Origin of the sequence: Streptomyces sp. P13-3-3 (assembly GCF_050571355.1) — a bacterium.
GTDB lineage: Bacteria > Actinomycetota > Actinomycetes > Streptomycetales > Streptomycetaceae > Streptomyces > Streptomyces althioticus.
Genome location: NZ_CP192228.1, coordinates 396,498 through 419,783, shown reverse-complemented (window position 1 = coordinate 419,783; position 23,286 = coordinate 396,498). Strand labels below are relative to the sequence as shown.

General features: G+C 73.4%; 23 protein-coding genes and 1 tRNA gene. 12 read left to right on the top strand and 12 right to left on the bottom strand.

Annotated elements, in window-relative coordinates:
- The first annotated feature begins 3 nt into the window (after positions 1–3).
- Entirely contained in the window at positions 4–579 is a 576-nt protein-coding gene (locus ACQZOG_RS02030; RefSeq protein WP_033276109.1) for a TerD family protein, read from the top strand.
- 98 nt (positions 580–677) lie between these two features.
- Positions 678–1,208, top strand: a complete 531-nt coding sequence (locus ACQZOG_RS02025; RefSeq protein WP_354794702.1) for a GNAT family N-acetyltransferase — start codon at positions 678–680, stop codon at positions 1,206–1,208.
- Here the strand turns inward: ACQZOG_RS02025 and ACQZOG_RS02020 are convergent.
- Complete coding sequence (locus ACQZOG_RS02020) at positions 1,205–2,620, bottom strand: M1 family metallopeptidase (protein ID WP_261675225.1); 1,416 nt, start codon at positions 2,618–2,620, stop codon at positions 1,205–1,207. The genes ACQZOG_RS02025 and ACQZOG_RS02020 overlap by 4 nt on opposite strands.
- Positions 2,621–2,670: 50 nt before the next feature.
- Between ACQZOG_RS02020 and ACQZOG_RS02015 the strand changes: the two genes are divergently transcribed.
- Positions 2,671–3,171 carry a hypothetical protein gene (locus ACQZOG_RS02015; RefSeq protein WP_193454938.1) on the top strand — a complete coding sequence of 167 codons (501 nt, stop codon included), beginning with the start codon at positions 2,671–2,673 and terminating at the stop codon, positions 3,169–3,171.
- A gap of 253 nt (positions 3,172–3,424) precedes the next feature.
- On the opposite strand, the gene ACQZOG_RS02010 is transcribed toward ACQZOG_RS02015, so the two are convergent.
- Positions 3,425–4,102 (bottom strand): pentapeptide repeat-containing protein, encoded by a 678-nt coding sequence (locus ACQZOG_RS02010; protein ID WP_430741222.1) that lies wholly within the window; start codon positions 4,100–4,102, stop codon positions 3,425–3,427.
- A 151-nt stretch (positions 4,103–4,253) separates the two neighbouring features.
- On the opposite strand from ACQZOG_RS02010, the gene ACQZOG_RS02005 reads away from it, so the two are divergent.
- Genes ACQZOG_RS02005 through ACQZOG_RS01995 form a run of 3 tightly spaced genes read left to right on the top strand, consistent with a single transcriptional unit; the run spans position 4,254 to position 7,400 of the window.
- Positions 4,254–5,411 (top strand): NAD(P)-binding protein, encoded by a 1,158-nt coding sequence (locus ACQZOG_RS02005; RefSeq protein ID WP_058916561.1) that lies wholly within the window; start codon positions 4,254–4,256, stop codon positions 5,409–5,411.
- Positions 5,412–5,470: 59 nt separating this feature from the next.
- Positions 5,471–6,445, top strand: coding sequence for a zinc-binding dehydrogenase (locus tag ACQZOG_RS02000; protein WP_037640303.1), 975 nt, complete (start codon positions 5,471–5,473; stop codon positions 6,443–6,445).
- A gap of 58 nt (positions 6,446–6,503) precedes the next feature.
- On the top strand, positions 6,504–7,400 hold the full coding sequence (locus ACQZOG_RS01995) for an aminoglycoside phosphotransferase family protein (RefSeq protein WP_430741221.1): 897 nt from the start codon (positions 6,504–6,506) through the stop codon (positions 7,398–7,400).
- A 56-nt stretch (positions 7,401–7,456) separates the two neighbouring features.
- Here the strand turns inward: ACQZOG_RS01995 and ACQZOG_RS01990 are convergent.
- Positions 7,457–7,533, bottom strand: a tRNA-Thr gene (locus tag ACQZOG_RS01990).
- Between the two features lie 70 nt (positions 7,534–7,603).
- Positions 7,604–8,020: a DUF3224 domain-containing protein gene (locus ACQZOG_RS01985; protein WP_033276102.1), complete on the bottom strand. Its 417-nt coding sequence runs from the start codon at positions 8,018–8,020 to the stop codon at positions 7,604–7,606.
- A 114-nt stretch (positions 8,021–8,134) separates the two neighbouring features.
- Between ACQZOG_RS01985 and ACQZOG_RS01980 the strand changes: the two genes are divergently transcribed.
- From ACQZOG_RS01980 to ACQZOG_RS01965, 4 genes are all read left to right on the top strand, one after another.
- On the top strand, positions 8,135–9,139 hold the full coding sequence (locus ACQZOG_RS01980) for a helix-turn-helix transcriptional regulator (RefSeq protein WP_191882987.1): 1,005 nt from the start codon (positions 8,135–8,137) through the stop codon (positions 9,137–9,139).
- Between the two features lie 138 nt (positions 9,140–9,277).
- Positions 9,278–10,366, top strand: coding sequence for an ABC transporter ATP-binding protein (locus tag ACQZOG_RS01975; RefSeq protein ID WP_230228461.1), 1,089 nt, complete (start codon positions 9,278–9,280; stop codon positions 10,364–10,366).
- Between the two features lie 186 nt (positions 10,367–10,552).
- Positions 10,553–11,008: a hypothetical protein gene (locus tag ACQZOG_RS01970; RefSeq protein ID WP_033276100.1), complete on the top strand. Its 456-nt coding sequence runs from the start codon at positions 10,553–10,555 to the stop codon at positions 11,006–11,008.
- Between the two features lie 469 nt (positions 11,009–11,477).
- A complete protein-coding gene (locus ACQZOG_RS01965) occupies positions 11,478–12,209 on the top strand; it encodes a nucleotidyltransferase family protein (protein WP_033276099.1) in 732 nt (243 codons plus the stop codon).
- Between the two features lie 77 nt (positions 12,210–12,286).
- Here the strand turns inward: ACQZOG_RS01965 and ACQZOG_RS01960 are convergent, their stop codons facing one another.
- The 6 genes from ACQZOG_RS01960 to ACQZOG_RS01935 all read right to left on the bottom strand — a co-directional run bounded on the left by ACQZOG_RS01960 (position 12,287) and on the right by ACQZOG_RS01935 (position 18,833).
- Entirely contained in the window at positions 12,287–13,945 is a 1,659-nt protein-coding gene (locus tag ACQZOG_RS01960; RefSeq protein WP_430741220.1) for a DoxX family membrane protein, read from the bottom strand.
- A gap of 118 nt (positions 13,946–14,063) precedes the next feature.
- Entirely contained in the window at positions 14,064–15,002 is a 939-nt protein-coding gene (gene rlmB, locus ACQZOG_RS01955; protein ID WP_058916558.1) for a 23S rRNA (guanosine(2251)-2'-O)-methyltransferase RlmB, read from the bottom strand.
- 210 nt (positions 15,003–15,212) lie between these two features.
- Positions 15,213–16,613: a cysteine--tRNA ligase gene (cysS, locus tag ACQZOG_RS01950; protein ID WP_037640315.1), complete on the bottom strand. Its 1,401-nt coding sequence runs from the start codon at positions 16,611–16,613 to the stop codon at positions 15,213–15,215.
- 124 nt (positions 16,614–16,737) lie between these two features.
- Entirely contained in the window at positions 16,738–17,232 is a 495-nt protein-coding gene (gene ispF / locus ACQZOG_RS01945; RefSeq protein ID WP_203550583.1) for a 2-C-methyl-D-erythritol 2,4-cyclodiphosphate synthase, read from the bottom strand.
- Positions 17,222–17,998: a 2-C-methyl-D-erythritol 4-phosphate cytidylyltransferase gene (gene ispD / locus ACQZOG_RS01940; RefSeq protein WP_033276094.1), complete on the bottom strand. Its 777-nt coding sequence runs from the start codon at positions 17,996–17,998 to the stop codon at positions 17,222–17,224. Before ispD ends, ispF begins: the two co-directional genes overlap by 11 nt.
- A 352-nt stretch (positions 17,999–18,350) precedes the next feature.
- Positions 18,351–18,833 carry a CarD family transcriptional regulator gene (locus tag ACQZOG_RS01935; protein ID WP_003953493.1) on the bottom strand — a complete coding sequence of 161 codons (483 nt, stop codon included), beginning with the start codon at positions 18,831–18,833 and terminating at the stop codon, positions 18,351–18,353.
- Positions 18,834–19,489: 656 nt separating this feature from the next.
- Here ACQZOG_RS01935 and ACQZOG_RS01930 point away from each other — a divergent pair.
- Positions 19,490–20,188, top strand: coding sequence for a copper chaperone PCu(A)C (locus ACQZOG_RS01930; protein ID WP_037640322.1), 699 nt, complete (start codon positions 19,490–19,492; stop codon positions 20,186–20,188).
- 115 nt (positions 20,189–20,303) lie between these two features.
- Here ACQZOG_RS01930 and ACQZOG_RS01925 read toward each other — a convergent pair whose 3' ends face one another.
- Together ACQZOG_RS01925 and ACQZOG_RS01920 are read right to left on the bottom strand one after the other, a co-directional pair.
- Positions 20,304–20,984, bottom strand: a complete 681-nt coding sequence (locus ACQZOG_RS01925; RefSeq protein WP_033276092.1) for a response regulator transcription factor — start codon at positions 20,982–20,984, stop codon at positions 20,304–20,306.
- Positions 20,981–22,267, bottom strand: a complete 1,287-nt coding sequence (locus ACQZOG_RS01920; protein ID WP_033276091.1) for a sensor histidine kinase — start codon at positions 22,265–22,267, stop codon at positions 20,981–20,983. The genes ACQZOG_RS01925 and ACQZOG_RS01920 overlap by 4 nt, the downstream gene beginning before the upstream one ends.
- A gap of 227 nt (positions 22,268–22,494) precedes the next feature.
- On the opposite strand from ACQZOG_RS01920, the gene phoU reads away from it, so the two are divergent.
- Entirely contained in the window at positions 22,495–23,196 is a 702-nt protein-coding gene (phoU, locus tag ACQZOG_RS01915) for a phosphate signaling complex protein PhoU (protein WP_033276090.1), read from the top strand.
- Positions 23,197–23,286: the final 90 nt, after the last annotated feature.

Below are 23,286 nucleotides of genomic sequence, written 5' to 3'. Positions count from 1 at the left end.
ACAATGGCTGTAAGCCTGTCCAAGGGTGGCAACGTCTCGCTCACCAAGGAGGCTCCGGGCCTGACCGCCGTCACCGTGGGCCTCGGCTGGGACGTCCGCACCACCACGGGAACGGACTTCGACCTCGACGCGTCGGCGATCGCGGTCAACACGCAGGGCAAGGTCTACTCGGACGCCCACTTCGTGTTCTTCAACAACAAGCAGACCCCGGACAACACCATCGTCCACACCGGTGACAACCGCACCGGTGAGGGCGAGGGCGACGACGAGGCGATCAACGTCAACCTGGCGGCCCTCCCGGCCGACGTCGACAAGATCGTCTTCCCGGTCTCGATCTACGACGCCGAGAACCGCAGCCAGAACTTCGGCCAGGTGCGCAACGCGTACATCCGCATCGTCAACCAGGCCGGCGGCGCCGAGATCGCCCGCTACGACCTGTCGGAGGACGCGGCCACCGAGACGGCGATGGTCTTCGGCGAGCTGTACCGCAACGGCGCGGAGTGGAAGTTCCGCGCGGTCGGCCAGGGCTACGCCTCGGGCCTCGTTGGCATCGCCCAGGACTTCGGCGTGAACGTCTGACGGACGCACCGCGACCGACCTGACGGAGCCCCCGCCCGCGTTCGCCGGGGCGGGGGCTCCGCCGCGCCCGCCCGGTGGCCGCGCGCTACGTTGCCCCCGTGTTCCTCGACCCGCTGCGCCTCTCCCCCGACGGAGACCTCCCCGGCCCCGTGCTGACCGAGGTCACCGCCCTGTACGCCTCCAACCACGCCTTCCACGCCCTCAGCGGCGACTTCCCGGACCCGTACGGCATCCGCCCCGAGCAGGTCGCGGCCGAGCTGGCCCGGGAGCTGTCCGAGCCGCACACCGAGGTCCTCCTCGCCCGTGACGCGGGCGTCCTCGTCGGCATCGCCGTCACGCTCTCCGTGCACCCCGACCCCGCCGACCCCGACCCGTGGATCGGCCTGCTGATGGTCGACGCGAGCCTGCACGGCCGGGGCCACGGCCGCCGCCTCGCCGCACTCGTCGAGGACCGCCTGCGCGCGGCCGGCCACACCGCCGTACGGCTCGCCGTGCTGGAGGACAACGCCCCGGGCCTCGCCTTCTGGACAGCCCTCGGCTGGACGGAGATCGACCGCCGCCGCGACCGTGACCTCGGCCGCCCGTGCCGGGTCCTGCGCAAGCCCCTGACCGGCCCGGACCCCGCCTAGGAAGCGGTCGCCGGCCGCCCCTCCCCGTACAGCCACTCCTCCCAGACCCGGGAGAAGTCCTTGCCCGGCACCTCCTTCTCGACGTACGCGGTGAAGTCGTCCGTGCTCGCGTTGGCGTGCCGGTGCTCCGCCGCCCAGCCGCGCAGCAGGCGGCCGAAGGCCTCGTCGCCGGCCGTCCTGCGGATCATGTGGAGGACCATCGCGCCGCGCCAGTACACGGGCGTGGCGGAGATGTGCGCCGCGTCCGGCGGGTCGGCGGGCGGGAAGGACCACAGCGCCGCGTTCGTGCCCGCGTCCGGGAAGTACGAGCCGGAGTACAGCCGGTCGAAGGTGCTCTGCGCGCTGCCCTCGCCGTGGTCCTCCTCCCACAGCCACTGCGCGTACGTGGCGAAGCCCTCGTTGAGCCACATGTCCCGCCAGGTGCGCGGGGTGACGGAGTCGCCGTACCACTGGTGGGCGATCTCGTGGACCAGCAGCGCCGTGTCCGGGGCGCCGGCGAAGACCGGACGGTTCTGCGTCTCCAGGGCGTACCCGGCGTCGCCGGGGCGTTCGACGACCGCGCCCGCGGAGGAGAAGGGGTACGGCCCGAACCGCCGCTCGGCCCACTCCACGACCTCCGGGAGCAGCTTCACCGCCGCGCGGCTCGCGCCCGCCTGCTCCGGGTCGACAGCGGTGAACAGCGGCAGCCCGCCGGCGGTCTCGCCGCGGTGGACGTCGTAGCGGCCGATCGCGACCGTCGCGAGGTAGCTGGCCATGGGCTCGGGGGTGTGCCAGCGGTACGTCGTGAGCCCGTCCTTCGTCTCCTCCCCGGCCGGTTCGCCGTTGGAGACCGCCCGCAGGTCCTTCGGCACGGTGACGGAGACGGTGTAGGTGGCCTTGTCCGAGGGGTGGTGGTTGCCGGGGAACCAGGCCATGGAGCCGACCGGCTGGCCCAGCGCGAGCGCCCCGTCGGCCGTGCGCAGCCAGCCCTCCTCGGAGCCGTCGGGGTCGGTGACCGTCTCGGGGCGTCCCGAGTAGCGGACGACGATCCGGAAGTGGGCGTCCCGGTCGAGGGCGTGGCGGGGCCGCACGGTCACCTCCTGCCCGTCGCGGCCGAAGCGGGCGCCGGCGCCGTCGACGGTGACGGCGTCCACGTCGAGGCCCTGGAGGTCGAGGTTCAGGGCGGTGAGGTCCTCGGTGGCGCGGGCGTCGACCGTCGCGGTGCCGGTGAGCCGGCGGGCGTCGGGGTCGTAGGCGAGGGCGAGGTCGTAGTGGGTGACGTCGTAGCCGCCGTTGCCCGCCTGCGGGAAGTACGGGTCGCCTGCGCCGTCGTCACCGGCGCCCTCGGCGCCGGGGCCGGACCCGCACGCGGCGAGTGCCGCCGCGGCCAGGGCGGCGACGACACCGCGGCTCAGGAGGCGGGGGGTGCGCACGCCGGGATCCTATGGCGGCGGGGGCGCCGGACCGTGACACCATCACCCACGTGCTCGACATCGGTTACGCCCTCTCCAACCGCTTCCCCGACCCCCCGCAGACCGACTACCGCCACGCGGACGTCCACGCCCTGCGGCACGACCTGTTCTGCGGCGACGTCTACCTCGCCGACACCACGTCGGACCGGGAGATCTCCACAGCCTGGGGATGGGTGCCGGTGCTCGACTTCGCGTGGGCGCTGTGCGACATCGTGGAGCGCGTCGACCGCGACCCGGCGGGCTCGCGCGCGTCACGGCCGCAGCACGCGGAGCTGGACTTCACCGAGTCCACCGACCGGTTGCTGTTCGAACGGCGCTTCGGCTGGGTGGACATCGAGGCGGAGTGGCTCCCCGCCTCCGAGCCCCCGCTCACCTTCTCCCACTCCGAACTGCGCCGCGAGGCCCGCGACTTCCTCCACGACCTGCTGGCCGATCTGACCGACCTGCACGACGACCTCGGCGAGAACCCGGCCGTCTGGACCCTCCAGGCCCGCTTTCCCCGCGTGAGCTGACCGCCCCCGGGCCGGCCCCGGGGGCGGCCGGTAACCGTCCACGCGCCTGTTCGGCGCCCGAGCCCCGCTGCGGGACTCCGCGGCGACGGATGGCGGCCGGGCCGTCGTCGCGCCCGATCACCGTCGCCCCCGCCCTCGTCGCGGCCCCTGCTGCCCGAGCAGCCCGGTGGTCAGGGCCGGCCCGACGGCGCCCGCCCCGAACGCCCGGTGCCGCGAAGGCACACCGCTCCGAAGCCCGAGGCGCAGCCCTTCCTCACCCCTCCACCGCGATCCCCAGCTCCCCCGCCAGCACCGGCGCCAGCTCCAGCATCTGGGTCGGGCTGATCACCGCGCCGGAGAGGCGGTCCACCCCTCGGGCGATCTCCAGGGAGGCCGCCCGGCGCAGGTCCACGTCCTTCAGGGTGGCGCCGGACAGGTCCACGCCCTTCAGCGTGCAGTCGACGAACTCCACGCGCTCCAGGCGCGCCCCGCCGAAGTCCGGCTCCACCAGCACGCAGCCCTCGAAGACGACGTCCTTGAGCGTTGCCGCGCGCAGGTTCAGGAAGTCGATCTTCCCGCCCCGGATCCGCACCCGCTCCAGCGCCGCCCCGTGCAGCTGAGTGCCGCCGAGCCGGGCGTCGCTCAGTTCCACGTCCCGGAGGGTCGCGCCCGCCAGGTCCGTGCCCACGCCTCGCACCCCGTCGAGCACCGAGTCCAGCACCCGCGCCCGGGACAACCGCGTCTCGTCCAGCGCGCATCCCCGCAGCGCGCAGTCCATGAAGCGCGCACCCGCCCCGTCCTGCCCGGCGAGGTCCGTGCCGGCGAACTCCAGCCCGTCGTAGTCCCCGTCCGGCTCCAGACCACCCCCCTCGAACGCCTCCGGCGCGGGGAGCCGTAGCTCCGGCCGCCGCGCCGCCCGCACACCCGGTCTCCCTGCCGCTCCACGCACCATGCGCCCATGCTGCACCCCGCCTCCGACAACCCGCCCGGCCTGCGGGAACGCCCCGCGTGTCACATCCCGGCGCCGCCGGTCGTCCTGGTTGTGTACCGCCGGACAGCGTCTCCGGCGCCCGACCGAGCCCGACCGAGGGAGAAGCCCAGTCATGCACCGCATCACCGTCGTCGGCGGCGGATTCGCCGGACTCACCGCGGCCGTCTCCGCCGCCGAGGCGGGCGCCAAGGTCACCCTGTACGAGGCCCACCACACCCTGGGCGGCCGCGCCCGCACCGCCGACGCCCCCTACCGCACCAACGAGGGCCCGCACGCCCTCTACAACGGCGGACCGCACTGGACCTGGCTCCGCGAACGCGGCCTGCTCGGCCCGCTCGCCCCGCTGCCGCTGCGGGAGGCGGCCCGGCTGCGGCTGCGCCACCGGGGCGCCCTGCGCCGGACCCCGCCGCCCGCGATGCTGAAGCTGCTGCGCCCCGGCCTGCGGGCGCCCGTCGACGCCGGCTTCCTCACCTGGGCCACCGGCGTCGCCGGCCCGGAGGGCGCGCGGGCCGCCGCGCACTACTCGGCCGTCGCACTGTTCCACCACGACCCCGGCTCCCTGTCCGCCGCGTTCGTGCACGAGCGGCTCCGCCGGGCCACGAAGCTGCCGCCGGAGGCGCACTACCCGCGGGGCGGCTGGGGCGCGCTGATCGACCGGATGGCCGCCCACGCCTGGAACCTGGGCGTGCGCGTCGAGACCCTGTCCCGCGTCGACACCCTCCCCACCGACACCCCGGTGGTGGTCGCCACCTCCCTGGAGTCCGCCCGCCGCCTCCTCGGCGACTCCTCGCTGACCTGGCCGAGCGGGCGGACCGTCCTGGTCGACCTGGCGCTGCGCACCCGGCGCGGCGACCCGTTCGTGGTGTCCGACCTGGACGCCCCCGGCTGGCTGGAGCGGTTCACCGCGCAGGACCGCACCCTCGCCCCGGCCGGCGAGCAGCTGATCCAGAGCCAGATCCCGGTCGCGCCCGGCGCGTCGAAGGCCGACGGCGCCGCCCGCGCGGACGAGCTGCTGGACCTGGGCTTCCCCGGCTGGCGGGAGCGGCTCACCTGGCGGCGCGAGGCGCTGGCGGACGGCCGTACCGGTGCTGTCGACCCGCCCGGCGCCACCTGGCGCGACCGGCCCGCCGTGGACCGCGGGGACGGGGTCTACCTGGCCGGGGACCGGGTCGCCGCGCCGGGCGTGCTGTCGGAGGTGTCCTTCACCAGCGCCCTGACGGCCGTCTCCCTCGCCCTCGGCCGGGACGCCCTTGACCTCAAGCGCGCTTGAGGTCACACGGTGGGTGGCGGGGCGCACGGAGCGCCCCGCCACCGGCCCAGGGGAGCACCATGCACGCCGTCCGACTGCACGCCTTCGGCCCCGCGGAGAACCTCACCTACGAGCGGGTCGAGGACCCGGTGCCGGGCCCCGGCCAGGTCCGGGTCGCCGTCCGCGCGGCCGGGGTCCACCTCCTCGACACCGCCCTGCGCGAAGGCCTGCGCGGGCCCGCCCCGGCCCCGGCCGCACTGCCGACGATCCCCGGCCGTGAGATCGCCGGTGTGGTCGACGCGCTCGGCCCCGGCACCCCCGCCGACTGGCTCGGCCGGCGGGTCGTCACCCACCTCGGCTTCGCCCCCGGCGGCTACGCGGAACTGGCCGTCGCCGACGCCGCGCGGCTGCACGAGATCCCGGAGCGTCTGGACTTCGCCGAGGCCGTCGCCATGATCGGCACGGGCCGTACGGCGATGGGGATCGTGCAGTTCGCCGAGCCGGGCCCCGGTGACGTGGTCGCCGTCCCGGCCGCGGCGGGCGGCATCGGCACCCTCCTCGTGCAGTACGCCCGGAACGCGGGCGCCACCGTGGTCGGCCTCGCCGGAGGCCCCGCGAAGACCGCCCTGGCCACGCGGGCCGGCGCCCACCTCGCCGTCGACTACACCGCGCCCGGCTGGGCCGGACGGCTGGAGGAGTACCGGGGCAAGCTCACGGTCGTGTACGACGGCGTGGGCGGGGACGTCGCCCGTGCGCTGGTCGGCCTGCTCGCGCCGGGCGGCCGGCACATGGTGTTCGGCTGGACCTCGCAGGGCATCGGCAGCGACCGGCCGTACCTCGTCGACGGCGTCTCGGTGAGCGTCCTCGGTCCGGAGATGATGCGCCGCGCCGGCGGCGACGACCCCATGCGCACCCTGGAGTCCCGCTCCCTCGCCGAGGCGGCCTCGGGCCGGCTCACCCCCGCCGTGCACCGCTTCCCGCTGTCCCGGGCCGCCGACGCCCACAGGGCCCTGGAGAACCGGGGCACGACCGGCAAGGTCGTCCTGGAGCCCTGACCACCCGTGCACGGGCGCCCGGGAAATCGGGCGCGCCCCGCCCCCGTACCCCACTACCGTGCGAAGCGTGATCGACATCCCCGCGAAGCTCGCCGAGGCCCAGATCAAGTTCAACAAGGAGGCCGGGCGGGCCTTCGTCGCCGCCCTCCCGGACCTCGCCGCGGAGTTCGTCGACCGCTGGGACCTGCGCCTCGCCGGGACGCCCATGCACGGCGTCAGCGCCCTGGTCCTCCCGGTCGACCGCGCCGACGGCACCCCGGCGGTGCTCAAGCTCCAGCTCCGCGACCACGAGAGCGAGGGCGAGCCGGTCGCCCTGCGCCTGTGGAACGGCGACGGGGCGGTCCGCCTCCTCGACCACGACGAGCCGACCGGCACCATGCTGCTGGAGCGCCTCGACTCCTCCCGGATGCTCGCCCACCAGCCGGACGTCCACGAGGGCGTCCTGGTGATCGCGCGCCTCCTGGCCCACCTCCACACCACCCCGGCGCCGACGGGGATGCGCCGTCTCGGCGACATCGCCGCGTCCATGCTGGAGCGCACCCCCGCCGTCCTCGACCGCATCCAGGACCCCGAGGCCCGTCGTCTGGTCGCCGACTGCGCGGCCGCCGTGCGCGAGGTCGCGGACGAGCCCGGCGACCGGCTGCTCCACTGGGACCTGCACGACGAGAACGTCCTCGCCGCCGACCGCGCGCCCTGGCTCGCCATCGACCCCAAGCCGCTCGCCGGCGACCCCGGTTTCGACCTGTGGCCCGCCCTCGCCAACACCTTCGACCCCGGCGACGTGGTGTGGCGCTTCGACGCGATGACCGAGGTGCTCGGCCTGGACCGCGGGCGGGCCCGGGCGTGGACGTACGGGCGGGTGCTGCAGAACTGCCTGTGGGAGACCGAGGAGGGCCGCCCACTGGGCGAGGCGGACCTGGAGATCGCCCGCCGCCTGCGCGGCGGTACCCGGTGAAGGACGCCGGGAGCGGGAAACCCGGGCCGGAGAAGGTCCGGCCCGGGGGGGGTCGATGGAGCCCCCTGTCGGATTCGAACCGACGACCTGCTGTTTACAAGACAGCTGCTCTGACCATCTGAGCTAAGGAGGCGGCGCGCGCGGCGCGCGCGAAGCGCGGTCCACTGTACACAGTGCCGGATTCGCCGAGCCACGCACTTGATTCAGGCGCGTCCCACCTCGTACGCGAAGGTGTACGGCACCTTCGTCTCGCCGTGCCGGTAGGTGAAGCCGCCCGTGCCGCGCAGCCCCGTCAGCTCGCCGGTGCCGGAGCCCTCGACCACCTCGAACGTGCAGTGCACGGTGCCGTCGTCGGCGAAACGGCCGCGCTCCTCCAGCACGAACGAGCCCGAGCGGCCGTCGACCCGGCCGGTGACGAGTTCCAGCCCGGCGAAGGCGCCGGTGACGGCGGTGTCGTAGGCGATCGTGTAGTCGCAGACGGTGGCCTCGGCCTCGACGCCTCCGGAGAAGGCGTTGACGACGGTGGCGTGTGCGAGCCGGGGGAAGACGTCCTCCGGCGAGACGGGGTTCTCCTTCCAGTCGGCGAAGGTGAAGTGGCCGGCGGTCTCGGTGACGGGCATGGCTGGTCCCTTCCAGGGGCGGCTTCGGAGTCGTCCTGTGCTGCGCCGCCCAGCTTCCCGGCCGTACCTGACACCCTCTGTCAGGTACGGCGTCGCGGTCCGAGAATGGGCCGCATGCGTGCCGACCGGCTCCTCACCCTGCTCCTGCTGCTGCAGAACCGCGGCCGCATGACCGCGCCCCAACTCGCCGCCGAACTGGAGGTGTCGGTGCGCACCGTCTACCGGGACGTCGAGGCGCTCGGCGCGTCCGGGGTGCCGGTACGCACCGAGCGCGGACCGCAGGGCGGCTTCCGTCTGGTGGAGGGCTACCGGACGCGGCTGACCGGGCTGACCGACGCGGAGGCCGGTTCGCTGGTCCTGGCGGGGCTGCCGGGGCCGGCCGGTGAGCTGGGGCTCGGCGCGGTCCTGGCGAGCGCCCAGCTCAAGGTGGAGGCGGCGCTGCCGGGCGGGCTGGCGGAACAGGCGCGGCGGGTGCGCGAGCGGTTCCACCTCGACGCGCCGGCCTGGTTCCGGGACGCCGACCCGGTGCCGCACCTGGCGGCGGTCGCGCGGGCGGTGTGGGAGCGGCGGGTGCTGCGGACCCGGTACGCGCGCTGGCGCGGCGAGGTGCGGCGGGAGGTGCGTCCGCTGGGGCTCGTGCTGAAGGGCGGCATCTGGTACCTGATCGCGCTCGCGGACGACGCGGTGCGCACCTACCGCGTCTCGCGGTTCCAGGAGGTGGAGGAGACCGGCGAGGAGTTCCTCCGGCCCGCCGGGTTCGACCTGGCCGCGTACTGGACGGAGACCTCGCGGCGGCTGGAGGCGGCGCTGCGGCAGGACACGGCCCGGCTGCGGCTGTCCCCGCGCGGGCGGAAGCTGCTGCCGATGCAGTTCGGGGCGGCGGGCGCGCGGGCGCTGGACCGGGCGGGACCGCCGGACGCGGACGGCTGGGTGGAGGTGGAGCTGCCGGTGGAGTCGGAGGCGGTGGCCACCGGCGATCTGCTGCGCCTGGGGGTGGAGGCGGAGGTGCTGGGCCCGCCGGGACTGCGGCGGGCGGTCGCGGAGGCGGTGACGGTCCTGGCCGACCGATACGAACAGGATCGAAAGTTTCCGCGAAATTCACAGCCCGGAACATGCTGACAAGCAGGTGAACGCCAGGTACCGTCCTGAGCCAGTTCACTCGTGTGGACCACACACCACAACGGAACACCCGTCGTGGCATCACCTTCCTACTCGGATCGTCCGGCACGTTCCTGCCGGTAGAAGGGGACCATTCACATGGCCACTGTCACGTTCGACAAGGCGACCCGGATCTACCCCGGTTCGACCAAGCCCGCCGTCGACGCCCTGGACATCGAGATCGCGGACGGCGAGTTCCTCGTCCTGGTCGGTCCGTCCGGTTGCGGCAAGTCCACCTCGCTCCGCATGCTCGCGGGCCTCGAGGACGTCAACGGCGGCGCCATCCGCATCGGCGACCGCGACGTCACGCACCTGCCGCCGAAGGACCGGGACATCGCCATGGTGTTCCAGAACTACGCGCTCTACCCGCACATGACGGTCGCCGACAACATGGGCTTCGCGCTCAAGATCGCCGGCGTCAACAAGGCGGAGATCCGCAAGAAGGTCGAGGAGGCCGCGAAGATCCTCGACCTCACCGAGTACCTGGACCGCAAGCCGAAGGCGCTCTCCGGTGGTCAGCGTCAGCGTGTGGCGATGGGCCGCGCCATCGTGCGTGAGCCGCAGGTGTTCCTCATGGACGAGCCGCTGTCCAACCTGGACGCCAAGCTCCGTGTGTCCACCCGTACGCAGATCGCGTCGCTCCAGCGCCGTCTGGGCATCACCACCGTCTACGTCACCCACGACCAGGTCGAGGCCCTCACCATGGGCGACCGCGTCGCGGTGCTGAAGGACGGTCTGCTCCAGCAGGTCGACACCCCGCGCAACATGTACGACAAGCCCGCGAACCTCTTCGTCGCCGGCTTCATCGGCTCCCCGGCCATGAACCTGGTCGAGGTCCCGGTCGCCGACGGCGGTGTGAAGTTCGGCAACTCGGTGGTGCCGGTGCAGCGTGACGCGCTCTCCGCCACCAGCGACAAGACCGTCACCGTGGGCGTCCGCCCCGAGCACTTCGACGTCGCCGGCGCCGACTCCGACCAGGGCGTCGCGGTCACCGTGAACGTCGTGGAGGAGCTGGGCTCCGACGCCTTCGTCTACGGCACCGCGCAGATCGGCGGCGAGGCGAAGGACCTGGTGGTCCGCGTCGGCGGCCGCGAGGTCCCGGAGAAGGGCAGCACGCTGCACGTCGTGCCGCGCTCCGGCGAGACCCACGTGTTCTCCACGTCGACGGGCGCGCGCCTGTCCGACTGAGCGAGTTGACGTCCGAGGGGCCCCGCGGCACGCGCTGCGGGGCCCCTCGCGTTGTCGACAAATACCCAGCCAATCCGGGCAATCTACCCCAACTCGTCAACACGCGGCACGAAAGTCGGCGTTCGCCGTCCCCCGTAACGGTGACGGAATGTTTCACCTCGGCTACCGGACGCTACCCTCACACGCGTGACGCACTCCATTCACCCTCAGACGCGACGCGGCCGGGGCCCCGCCCGCCGGATCGGCCGCTCCCTCGCCCTCGTCCTGCCCGTCGTCCTGGTGCTCTCCGGAACCCTCGCGGTCGCGTCGGTCAACTGGTCGGGGACGCCTCAGAGTCCGGTGCTCACCGCCGCGGACACGTCCGCCGCCGGCGCCTCGTCGCGGGCCGCCGCCCGCGCCCCCCAGGACGTCCTGCGGGACAAGCTCCTGATGGAGCTCCAGAAGAAGGACCCGGGCGCGGCCCTGACCCAGCTCCAGCAGGCGGTGAACGACCGCCCGTCCCTCGCCGGGCACTGCGCCTCCATCGCCCGCTCCCTCGGCAAGGCCGCCGTCCGCGTCTACGGCCCCACCAAGGCCCAGTCCTACGCCCGCCCGGTCTGCGACACGTCGTTCGCCTCGGGAGTGGTGGCGGCCAACGACTGACACCGCACCCGCACATCCGGCCGGGCCAACATCCGGCCGCGCCCGCGCCCACCCGCCCGACAGCCGGGTGCATCCGGCCGCGCGCCTGCATCCCGCCCCGGACCCGACAGCCGGGTGCACCATGTCCCGCCCGGCCGACAGCCAGGCGCAACCGCCCCGCGCCCACCGGGGCTGAGAGCCGACCCCGGACCGAGGCCCCGCCCCGCTCTGCGCCGACGGTCGGCCGCCTGGGCCCGGTCGGCCACGCAGCGCCTCAACGCGCTCTCAGGGCAGGGCCGTTCACCGTCACCAGCGGCGCCGGAGCCAACGACACCCTCCCGGCCACACGTCCCGGGCAGCACTGCCTCCGGCCCGTCGGGACGAGGCGCCGTCGCCCTTCGCACCTGGGCGTCCGGAGCGGGCTCCAGTGACACCGCCCGCGTCCCGGTCCGCCCATGGTCCGCGGCCCCCGGCCGCGTAAAGTGCGGGCATGACCGATCCGCGTGCCGTGTCCCGCCCCACGCAAGCCGTAGTCCTGGCCGGCGGCCAGGGATCCCGGCTCCGTCCGTACACCGACGACCGGCCCAAGCCGATGGTCGAGATCCCCGGCACGGGAACCCCGATCATCGGCCACCAGCTCACCTGGCTCGCCGAGGAGGGCGTCACCGACGTCGTCGTCTCCTGCGGCCATCTCGCCGAGGTGCTGGAGAAGTGGCTGGAGACCACCGACCTGCCCGTCTCCGTCACCACCGTCGTCGAGACGGAGCCCCTCGGCCGCGGCGGCGGACTGAAGTACGCCGCCGCCCGTCTGCCGCACCCCGACCGGCCGTGGTTCGCCACCAACGGCGACATCTGGACCCGCTTCTCGCTGCGTGACATGGCCGACTTCCACGCCGAGCGGGACGCCGTCGCCACCGTCGCGCTGGCCCGCCCGCGCCTCCCGTGGGGCGCGGTCCGCACCGACGGGTTCGGTCTGATCACGGACTTCATCGAGGCCCCGCCGTCCACGTTCGAGATCAACGCGGGCGTCTACGTCTTCTCCCCCGAGTTCGCCGGCCTGCTCCCGGAGCGCGGTGACCACGAGCGCACCACGTTCCCGCACCTCGCGCGCGAGCGCCGGCTCGCCGGGTTCACGATCCCGCAGGGCTCCTACTGGCGGGCCATCGACACCGCCAAGGACCTCACCGAGGCCGCCAAGGAGCTCGCCTCCCACGGCCGTTGAGGCCATTAGGGCCCAAGACTTCGGGGTCCCGCACGCGATGGCGTACGGGACCCCGCTGTCGTACCGGCGGACGTCCGCTACCCCAGCAGGCCGCCCACCAGGCCGGGCCGGTCGGAGGAGCCGCCGTCGTCGCCGCCGGGCGTGCCGCCCCCGCTGCTGCCGGAGCCTTCGCCGCCGCCCGAGGTCGGACCGGCGGTGGTGCTCGGCTCCTGGCCCTCCGGGGAGGACTGCTGCGGCGGGGCCTGCCCCGTGCTGCCCTGCGTCTGGCTGGGCGCCCCGGTGACGGCGCCCGCGCCCTGGGTGGCGCCGGGGGTGCTGCTCGTCCCCGCGGACGGGCCGGCCGTGCCGGACGTGGCACCCCCCGTGGGCGAGTCGGACGCGGACGGCGTCCCCTTGTCGCCCTTCTCCTCCCGCTCACCGGACTCCTCCGGCAGCGGGGATCCCGGCAGGTTGTTGCGCGGCGCCTCTCCGGGGCCAGGCACGACCACCCGGTCCGCGTCCCGGACGGCCCCGCCGAGCAGCGCGCCCACGAGCATGCTGGACCCGCACACCACGAACGTGACGAGCGCCCCGCGGCGCAGCACGTAGCGCCGCAGGTCCCAGATGTCGGCGCGCGGCCCGAGCCGCCGCCAGGCGCGGCCCGCGAGGCTGCCGTCGACGGAGTAGACGGGCGCGCCCGCGATGATCAGCGGCGACCAGGCGGCGAGGTAGATGATGTCGGGCGTCTCGTAGACGGGGGCGCTCTTCCAGCTCACGCTCACCAGCAGCGCCGCCGACAGCATCGCCCCGATGCCGGCGGCCACCCGCTGCCAGCAGCCGAGGACGGTGAGGACGCCGACGACGACCTGGGCGAAGGCGATGGCGAGCCCCGTGCCGACGGGGTGGGCGAGCGCGAACTGCCGCAGCGGCTCGGCGACGTCCCACGGGTGCAGGCTGTGCAGCCACTTGACCATGGACCCGCGCGGCCCGCCGTCGAAGTAGAGCGGGTCGCACAGCTTGCTCATCCCCGCGTAGACGGAGATCCCGCCGAGGAAGACGCGCAGCGGGAGCAGCACCACGCCCAGGTTCATCCGGCGCCCGGGATAGTACGCGTGGCGCGCCGGGTCGTCGCCGTGCCGCCGGGCGCGCCGGCCGCCCTCGGGCCGCTCCTCGATCTCGTACGCGGGCTCGTACGTGTCCTCGTCGAGGGGCGCGTGGCCGTCCTCGTCGTAGGCGCTGCCGACCGTGCGCATCGGGGGCAGCAGCGGCCCGTCGGAGTGGCCGCGCTGGGCGCCGACGAACGGGCTCTCCAGCGGCTGGGTGTCGTCGTCGTACCCGTACCCGCCGCCCTGCTGCGGCAGGATCCGGGTGCTCCCGGAGTCGGTGAGCGGCTCGTCGGCGTGGCGCAGGCCCCCGTGCCGTACGGCCTGGAGGAGGCGGTGGGCGCCGGTGTCGTCGGGGGCGGACCTGCCGCTCCACACGACGGGACGGCGGCGCGGGGCGGCCTGACCCGCGCCCACGGTGGTGACGACGGGGATCCGCGCGGTGTCCTCGGCGGCGGTCGTATGCCGTGCGATCCGCGGCGACCGGACGCCGCGCGCCGGGGCGGCCAGCTGCACGCGGAAGCTGGCGTGGTTCACGATGACCTGCGCCGGATCGCTCGGCACCTTCACCATGCTCAGCGCGGGAGCGTCGTCGAGTCCCGACGAGCGGGCCCCCGTGGGTGTGCGGGGTGGTGTTCTGGTGTCCACACTCATCTAACCGAGTGACAAGGCGTTAGGACACTGCCTTGACCGGCCAGATGTGTCCGGACCGCGTCAAGCCGGTCCGGACCCTCCGGAATCCACCAAGTGGGTGACGGAGTCGCACACCCGTTCAGCTACGGCGGCGCGCCGCCTCGTACAGCACGATGCCCGCGGCCACACCGGCGTTGAGCGACTCCGCGCCGCCCGGCATCGAGATCCGCACCCGCACGTCGCAGGTCTCGCCGACCAGCCGCGACAGGCCCTTGCCCTCGCTGCCGACGACGATCACGACCGGCCCGTCCAGCGCCTCGACGTCGCCCAGCTCGGCCTCCCCGTCGGCGGCGAGACCGACGACGAGGACACCCGCCTTCTTGTACGCCTCCAGCGCCCGCGTCAGGTTCGTCGCGCGGGCGACGGGCGTCCGCGCGGCGGTGCCCGCGGACGTCTTCCACGCGCCGGCGGTCATCCCGGCCGCCCGCCGCTCCGGCACGAGCACGCCGTGCCCGCCGAACGCGGAGACGGACCGGACGACCGCGCCGAGGTTGCGCGGGTCGGTGACCCCGTCGAGCGCGACGATCAGCGGGTCCTCGCCCTCGTCGTGCGCGGCGGCGACCAGGTCCTCGGGGTGCGCGTACTCGTACGGCGGGACCTGGAGGACCAGGCCCTGGTGGTTGAGGCCGTTGGTCATGCGGTCGAGCTCGGGGCGGGGCGCCTCCATGAGGTTGATCCCGCCGCGGTCGGCCGCGAGCTGGAGCGCCTCACGCACCCGCTCGTCGTTGTCGATGAACTGCTGGACGTACAGCGTGGAGGCGGGCACGCCCCCGCGCAGCGCCTCGACGACCGGGTTGCGGCCGACGACCAGCTCGGAGGCGGACCGGCCGCCGCGCCGCTGGGTGGTGCGGCCCTGGGCGCGCCGGGCCTTCGCCTGGGCGGCGCGCTGCTTGGCGTGCCCCTTGCGCATCTCGGCGGGCGGGGTCGGGCCCTTGCCTTCCAGACCCCGGCGTCGCTGGCCGCCACTGCCGACCTGCGCGCCCTTCTTGCCGGACATGCGGCGGTTGTTCGCGGCCATGAGGTATCCGTCTCCGTGAAGTCGTGGGAGTGCGCCCACGTGGGTGGGCGCTCCCGTGTTCGTGGGTGTGCCTGTGCAGTGTGCCGCCCGGCGGCCCGGACAGCACACTCGATCTTGCGCGCGGCCGGGACCGGGAGGCCCCGGACCGGGTCCGCGGGCCGGTCCACGGCGGTTCCGCGGCCGACCGCGGTCGGGACACGCGGCGGCGCCTCAGCGGGGGCCGAGGCTCCAGCGCGGTCCCTGCGGGCCGTCCTCGATGGCCAGCCCGGACTGGTTGAGCTGGTCGCGGATGGCGTCCGCGGTGGGCCAGTCCTTGCGGGCCCGGGCGGCCTCGCGCTGGTCGAGGACCATGCGGACCAGGGTGTCGACGACGCCGTGCAGGTCGTCCCCGCGGCCGTCGTCGCCGGCCCAGTGCGGGTCCAGCGGGTCGAGTCCGAGCACGCCGAGCATGGCGCGGACCTCGGCGAGGCGGGCGACCGCCTCCTCCTTGTCGTCGGCGGCCAGCGCGCTGTTGCCCTGCCGGACCGCCGTGTGCACGACGGCGAGCGCCTGCGGGACGCCCAGGTCGTCGTCCATCGCCTCGGCGAACGCGGGCGGCACCTCGGCGGCGGGCTCGACGGCCCCGCCGGCCTTCTCCACCACGCGCTGCACGAAGCCCTCGATCCGCGCGAACGCGGACTCGGCCTCGCGCAGGGCCTCCTCGCTGTACTCGATCATCGACCGGTAGTGCGGGGTGCCCAGGTAGTAGCGGAGCACGATGGGCCGCCAGCGCTTGACCATCTCGCTGACCAACACCGAGTTGCCGAGCGACTTCGACATCTTCTCGCCGCTCATGGTGACCCAGGCGTTGTGCACCCAGTACCGGGCGAACTCGTCGCCGTAGGCCTTGGCCTGGGCGATCTCGTTCTCGTGGTGCGGGAAGATCAGGTCCAGGCCGCCGCCGTGGATGTCGAAGGCGGCGCCGAGGTACTTGTGCGCCATCGCCGAGCACTCCAGGTGCCAGCCCGGGCGCCCGCGTCCCCACGGCGTCTCCCAGCTCGGCTCGCCCGGCTTGGCCGCCTTCCACATCGCGAAGTCGCGCGGGTCCCGCTTGCCGGTCTCGCCGTCGCCGGACGGCTGGAGCAGGTTGTCCAGCTCCTGGTTGGACAGCTCGAGGTAGTCGGGGAACGACGTCACGGCGAAGTACACGTTGCCGTCGGCCTCGTAGGCGTACCCGCGCTCGATCAGGCCGCGCATCATCTCGACCATCTCGGTGATGTGGCCGGTGGCGCGCGGCTCGTACGTCGGGGGGAGGCAGCCGAGCGCGCGGTAGCCGTCGCTGAAGGCGCGCTCGTTCTCGTACCCGATGGCCCACCAGGGGCGGCCCTGCTCGGCGGACTTGGCGATGATCTTGTCGTCGATGTCCGTGACGTTGCGGATGAACGTCACGTCCAGGCCGCGGTACTCGAACCAGCGGCGCATGATGTCGAAGTTCAGGCCCGAGCGGATGTGGCCGATGTGGGGCGCCGCCTGCACGGTGGCACCACACAGGTAGATCGAGACGCAGCCCTGCCGGAGCGGGGTGAAGTCACGGATCTGCCGGGCGCTGGTGTCGTACAGGCGAATAGTCACGACACCAGGGTAGTAGGCGCGGGGGTGTGCGGTGTGCCTCCGGCGGTTTCGGGGCGGCATGTCACGTGCGGGCCCGGTGGGGGCTTGTCGCGCAGTTCCCCGCGCCCCTTCGGGGCGTGGACGCTCACCCTGTTCTGACCACCAGCGCTGTTGCCACTGCCATCAGGCCCTCTTCCCTGCCCGGGAAGCCCAGGCCGTCCGTCGTGGCTCCCGAGACCGAGACCGGGGCGCCCGCCGCCTCGGAGAGGATCTTTTGGGCCTCCTCACGGCGCTTGCCGATCTTGGGGCGGGGGCCGACGACCTGGACGGCGACGTTGCCGATGCGGAAGCCCGCCTCGCGGACGATGCGCGCGGCCTCGGTGAGGAGGGTGACGCCGGAGGCGCCGGACCACTCGGGGCGGCCGGTGCCGAAGTGCTGTCCGAGGTCGCCGAGGCCCGCGGCGGAGAACAGGGCGTTGCAGGCGGCGTGCGCGACGACGTCCGCGTCGGAGTGGCCGGCGAGCCCGGGGCCCTCACCCTCCCACTTCAGGCCGGCGCACCACAGCTCGCGGCCGTCCTCGAAGGCGTGGATGTCGGTGCCGATGCCGACCTGCGGCAGGGGGTACGGCTCAGAAGCCATCGTTGAGCCTCCTGCGCGCCAGGACCGCCTCGGCGAGGACCAGGTCGAGGGGGCGGGTGACCTTGAAGGCCTCCTCGTGCCCGGGGACGGTCACGACGGTGAGGCCGAGCTGCTCGACCATGCTGGCGTCGTCGGTGACGTCGTCCGTCACGGTTCCGTGGGCGCGGACCAGCGTGGCCCGGTCGAAGCCCTGCGGGGTCTGGACGGCGCGCAGCGTGGAGCGGTCGGGGGTGGCGACCACGGGCTCGGGCTCGCCGGGGGCGGCGGCCGGCTCGACCTGCTTGACGGTGTCGGCCAGCGGCAGCGCGGGGACGACGGCGGGTGCTCCGTCGCGTACGGCCTCGACGACCGCGTCGACGGTGTCCACCGGGACGAGCGGGCGGGCCGCGTCGTGGACCAGGACGATGTCGTAGCCCTCGGGCAGCGCGTCCAGGCCGAGCTTCACGGACTCCTGGCGGCTCTCCCCGCCGGGGACGACGAGGACGTCGGTCCGCTCGGGCAGCGCGTGCGCGTCGAGCAGCGACGTGACCTCGCCGGCTCCGTCGGGCGGCGCCACCACGACGACCAGGGAGACGGCGCGGGAGTCGGCCATCGCCCGCACGGCGTGGACCAGCATGGGTGTGCCTCCGAGCGCGCGCAGCGCCTTCGGGGCTCCGGGGCCGAGCCGCACACCCCGGCCGGCGGCCGGGATGACGGCGGCCGTCCGGACCGTCGGACGGCCGGGTGCGGGGGTCGGCGAGGACGGCGGGAGCGGATCGTCAGACATCGGTTCCTGTCAGGTTTGTGGGCTCGGCCTACGTGGGTATGGCCTGGGCGTGCCCCGCTCCCGTGAGCGGGGAAGTGCCGGGCGTTCCGCCTTGACCAGCCCCTTCCGTGACTCTGGTCGAGCCGACCGCCCGGGCCCGGCACGCCAGGGGTGGGACGTGAGTGACGACACATTCCCAGTCTCGGCGCACGTGCAGCCTACGTAAGGTGTCCGGGTACGAACATGCCGCAGCGCCCGGCGACGTCCTGGACGTCATCGGGCACCGCGGCATTTCGATGCGCTGAGTGCTCTGAGTGCTGCTCCGACGGCCGGCGTGACGGCACGCGACGGGCGGAGCCACGACTCGGAGAACTCAGGAGGCGAGAACCTCGTCGAGCAGGGCCTCGGCCTTGTCCTCGTTGGTGTTCTCGGCGAGGGCCAGCTCGCTGACCAGAATCTGACGCGCCTTCGCGAGCATGCGCTTCTCACCGGCGGAGAGACCGCGCTCCCGCTCCCGGCGCCACAGGTCACGCACGACTTCCGCGACCTTGATGACATCGCCCGAGGCGAGCTTCTCGAGATTTGCCTTGTACCGACGGGACCAGTTCGTGGGCTCCTCGGCGTACGGCGCGCGCAGCACCTCGAAGACCCGGTCCAGCCCGTCCTGACCGACCACATCACGCACGCCGACGAACTCCGCATTGTCCGCTGGCACACGTACCGTCAGGTCACCCTGGGCGACCTTCAGCACCAAGTAGGTCTTGTCCACGCCTTTGATCTGGCGAGTTTCGATTGCCTCGATCAGCGCGGCCCCATGATGGGGATAGACCACGGTGTCGCCAACCTTGAACGTCATGTGACAGGTACCCCTTCCGTGGCTATCCAGGGTAACACGGATACGGCGTCTTCTGAATGGCGTTTTCGCAGGTCAGGGCCATTCTCGGGGCTTGACAAGCGCAACAGGAACGTGCTTCGGCCGCCTAGCGGAAGCAGGTATTCGCAGGTCGGAGCGGCTCTCCGGGGCAAGTGAAACGCGCACGTTACACCCTTCCGGAGCTCCACACGAGCGGTCGAACAGCCCCAAATGTCCGGTTCCAGAAGTGCGACTTCCGCTACTCCGTTCGGTGAGCCGAGCCGGTTCCGGTCGAATCCGGAATTGATCACACGGTGTGAGGATCGGCGGCCGGTGATCAATTAACCGGGATCCCCCTCATTCCTTCACCGAAATGCGCACCCACGTGAATGAAGGGACGCGTAGGGCAGAAGTGGCGGATGTTTACTCGCGGGTCACTTGTGGCCGGTGCGGCCGCTGTGGCGCGGGCCGCGGGAGTCGGGTGGTGATCGGGTGACATCCCCGGCGCGGGCACGCCTCACGGGCACGACCTGGGTAGGCGTGGGGAGGGTCGGGTGCAGCAGCCTGCGGGAGGCTCGGTAACCTGAGGCCGCTGACAGACACTTAGGGCGGCTTTACCCGGTCGCCACACACGCTCGAGTCAAGGAGTTGCCGCCGCCGTGAGCAGCAGCCTTCGACGCGGCGCCCTCGCCGCCGCCGCCATCGCAATCTCCCTCGCCTCGCTCTCCGCGTGCGCGGCCGGCAACAACGCCCAGACCCTGCAGATCCAGCCGGACAACGCGTCGACGACGGTCGGCGACATCCAGGTGCAGAACGCCACCGTCATCACCCAGCCCGACCTGGAGTCGACCGGCCCGGCCGCCGTCTCCGCCACCCTGTTCAACTCGGGCGACAAGGACCAGACGCTGGAGTCGGTCACCGTGCCCGGCACCGGCAAGACCGCCGAGCTGTCCCCCGCCGAGGGCGGCGACCTGGTCGTCCCGGCCGGCGGCAGCCTGATCCTCGGCGGCGAGGGCAACGCCTCGGCCGTGCTGCCCAGCAGCCGTGAGGCCGTCCAGGACGGCAACGCCCAGGAGATCACCTTCACCTTCAGCGAGACCGGTGAGGTGACCCTGCGCGCGCTCGTCTTCCCGGCCGAGCACTTCTTCGAGAGCTGGGGCCCGAGCGAGGCCCCCGCCACGGGCGCCTCCGCGTCCCCGTCGGCGAACGCCTCCGGCGAGCCGGGCGAGGAGGCCACGGGCGAGGGCGAGAACGCCTCCGGCGAGGAGACCTCCGGCGACGAGCCCACCAGCACGGGCGCCCCGGAGGGCACCCCCTCGGACGCGGCCTCCGCGAGCCAGGAGACGTCCGGCAACTGACCGGACCCACCGCACCGCACGCCGAAGGGCGGGACCCCACCGGGGTCCCGCCCTTCGCGTCGTACGGCCGTCCCGTACGGCCGCCGTACCGGCCCGCTCGTCCGCGGCCCGCGGCCTACGGCTCGAACTTGTAGCCCAGGCCGCGCACGGTCACCAGGTAGCGGGGCGCGCCCGGGTCCGGCTCGATCTTGGCGCGCAGTCGCTTCACGTGGACGTCGAGGGTCTTGGTGTCCCCCACGTAGTCCGCGCCCCACACCCGGTCGATGAGCTGCATCCGGGTCAGCACCCGGCCCGCGTTGCGCAGGAGCATCTCCAGCAGGTCGAACTCCTTCAGCGGCAGGTCGATCTTGGTGCCGCCGACGGTCACCACGTGCCGGTCGACGTCCATCCGCACCGGGCCGGCCTCCAGGGCCGCCGGGGCGGTCTCCTCGGGCTCGCCGCGCCGGCGCAGCACCGCGCGGATCCGCGCGACCAGCTCGCGCGAGGAGAACGGCTTGGTGACGTAGTCGTCGGCGCCTATCTCCAGGCCGACCACCTTGTCGATCTCGCTGTCCTTGGCGGTCACCATGATCACGGGGACGTTGGAGCGGTTGCGCAGCTGGCGGCACACCTCGGTGCCCGGGAGCCCGGGCAGCATCAGGTCGAGGAGGACGAGGTCGGCTCCGTTGCGGTCGAACTCGTCGAGTCCGTCGGGCCCCGTGGTCGCGACGGCGACCTCGAAGCCCTCCTTGCGGAGCATGTACGACAGGGCGTCGGAGAAGGACTCCTCGTCCTCGACGACGAGCACTCGGGTCACGGAAGGACCTCCGGGGAGGGAAGCGTTGCGTACGCGGATGGATCGGACGAGTGGGGGGAGGGGTGGGACGTCCCTCCGGCCTCGCCGTCGAGGCCCTCGGAGTCGTCCCGCTCGGACGGCCGGCGGCCGCGGGCCGCACGGGCCTCGGGAAGCCGCAGGGTGAAGGTGGAGCCCTGGCCCTCGGCGCTCCACACCGTGACCTCCCCGCCGTGCGAGGCGGCCACGTGTTTCACGATCGCGAGGCCCAGCCCCGTGCCGCCGGTGGCACGGGAGCGGGCGGGGTCGACGCGGTAGAAGCGCTCGAAGACGCGCTCCTTGTCCTTGTCGGAGATGCCGATGCCCTGGTCGGTCACGGCGATCTCGATCAGGTCCCCGCCGGGCTGCGCGACCGAACGGACCGCGATGCCCACGCGGGTGCGGGCGGGCGAGTAGTTGACCGCGTTCTCGACGAGGTTGCCGAGCGCGGCGGCGAGCTGGCCGCGGTTGCCCCAGACCCGCAGGTCGGCGGCGCCCGCGGCGGCCATGGTGATCTCCTTGGTGCCCGCCTGGTGCCGGCAGCGGTCGATGGCCTCGGCGACCAGTTCGTCGACCGGGACCGGCTCGGCGTCCTCCAGCGGGTCGTCGTTCTGCACGCGGGAGAGGTCGATCAGCTCCTGCACCAGGTTGGTCAGCCGGGTCGCCTCGATCTGCATGCGCCCCGCGAACCGCTCCACGGCCTCGGGGTCGTCGGAGGCGTCCATCACGGCCTCGGACAGCAGGGACAGCGCCCCGACGGGGGTCTTGAGCTCGTGGCTGACGTTGGCGACGAAGTCGCGCCGTACCGCCTCGATGCGGCGGGCCTCGGTGAGGTCCTCCACCAGCAGCAGCACCAGCCGGGAGCCGAGCGGCGCCACCCGCGCGGACACCGCGAGGGCCTCGCCGCGCCCGGTCCCCCGGCGGGGCAGGTCCAGCTCGACCTGCCGTATCTCACCGTCCCGCCGGGTGTCGCGGGCCATCTTCAGCATCGGCTCCACGGCGAGCTTGCCGCCGCGGACCAGTCCGAGGGCGTACGCGGCCGAGCTGGCCTTCACCACGCCGTCGTTCTCGTCGAGGACCACGGCGGACGAGCGCAGCACGGAGAGGACGGTGTCGACGCCGGGCGGGAGCACGGCGTCGGTGTGCAGCGAGGTGCGGGTGGGGCGCCGCTGTTCGCGTTCGCTGACGCGGAACGCCAGCATGGCGATGACGCCGGTGAGCAGTCCGGCGATCGCAGCCGCTGCGGCGACCGCCGCGTTCACGTCCATGCGTCCAGGTTAGGCATGGCGCGAGCGCTGCCCACAGCGCTCGGCGGGCGACCTCGGACACTCGTCGCCCAGAGTTCACCTACAGGCCAGTACCGGTTCACGCGAGGTGACGGAACCGGACGCGTGGCGGACGGAACGTGGGAGCGTGGGTGGGGCGTGGGTGGGACCCAAGGCCCTCGGAGCCCGGACCCGGACAGCCCGGACAGAGACGCACGAGAGGAATTCCGATGCGGGACGCGTACCACGAGGAACTGGATTCGATCGGCGACGGTCTGGTGGAGATGGCCCGGCTGGTCGGATCGGCGATCGGGCGCGCCACGACCGCCATCCTCGACGCCGATCTGAAGCTCGCGGAGAGCGTGATCGAGGCCGACCAGAAGGTCGACGAACTGCAGCACGACCTGGAGGCGCGGGCGATCGCCCTGCTGGCCCGGCAGCAGCCGGTGGCGACCGACCTGCGGATCGTCGTCACCTCGCTGCGGATGTCCGCGGACCTGGAGCGCTCCGGCGACCTCGCCCAGCACGTGGCGAAGCTGGCGCGGCTGCGCTACCCCGAGCGCGGGGTGCCGCGGGACCTGCACGCCACGATCCTGGAGATGGGCCAGCTCGCCCAGCGCCTGATGGCGAAGGCGGCCGAGGTGATCATCACCAAGGACGTCGACCTGGCGCTCCAGCTGGAGCAGGACGACGACGCGATGGACCTGCTGCACCGCACCCTCTTCCAGCACCTGATGGACGACCGCTGGAAGCACGGCATCGAGACGGCGGTGGACGTCACGCTGCTGGGCCGCTACTACGAGCGGTTCGCGGACCACGCGGTGTCGGTGGCCAAGCGGGTGGTGTACCTGGTCACCGGCGAGCACGCGGACGAGATCCAGGCGGACCTGCAGCCGGAGATCGCGCCGGTGCAGGGGGTGGAGGGCGGCTGAGCCGTCTTGTCACGGCGTGCGGCTGTCTTGGTACGGCGGGCGGCCGTCCAGGCACGGGCGTCCGGCCGTCTTGGTACGGCGTCCGGCCGT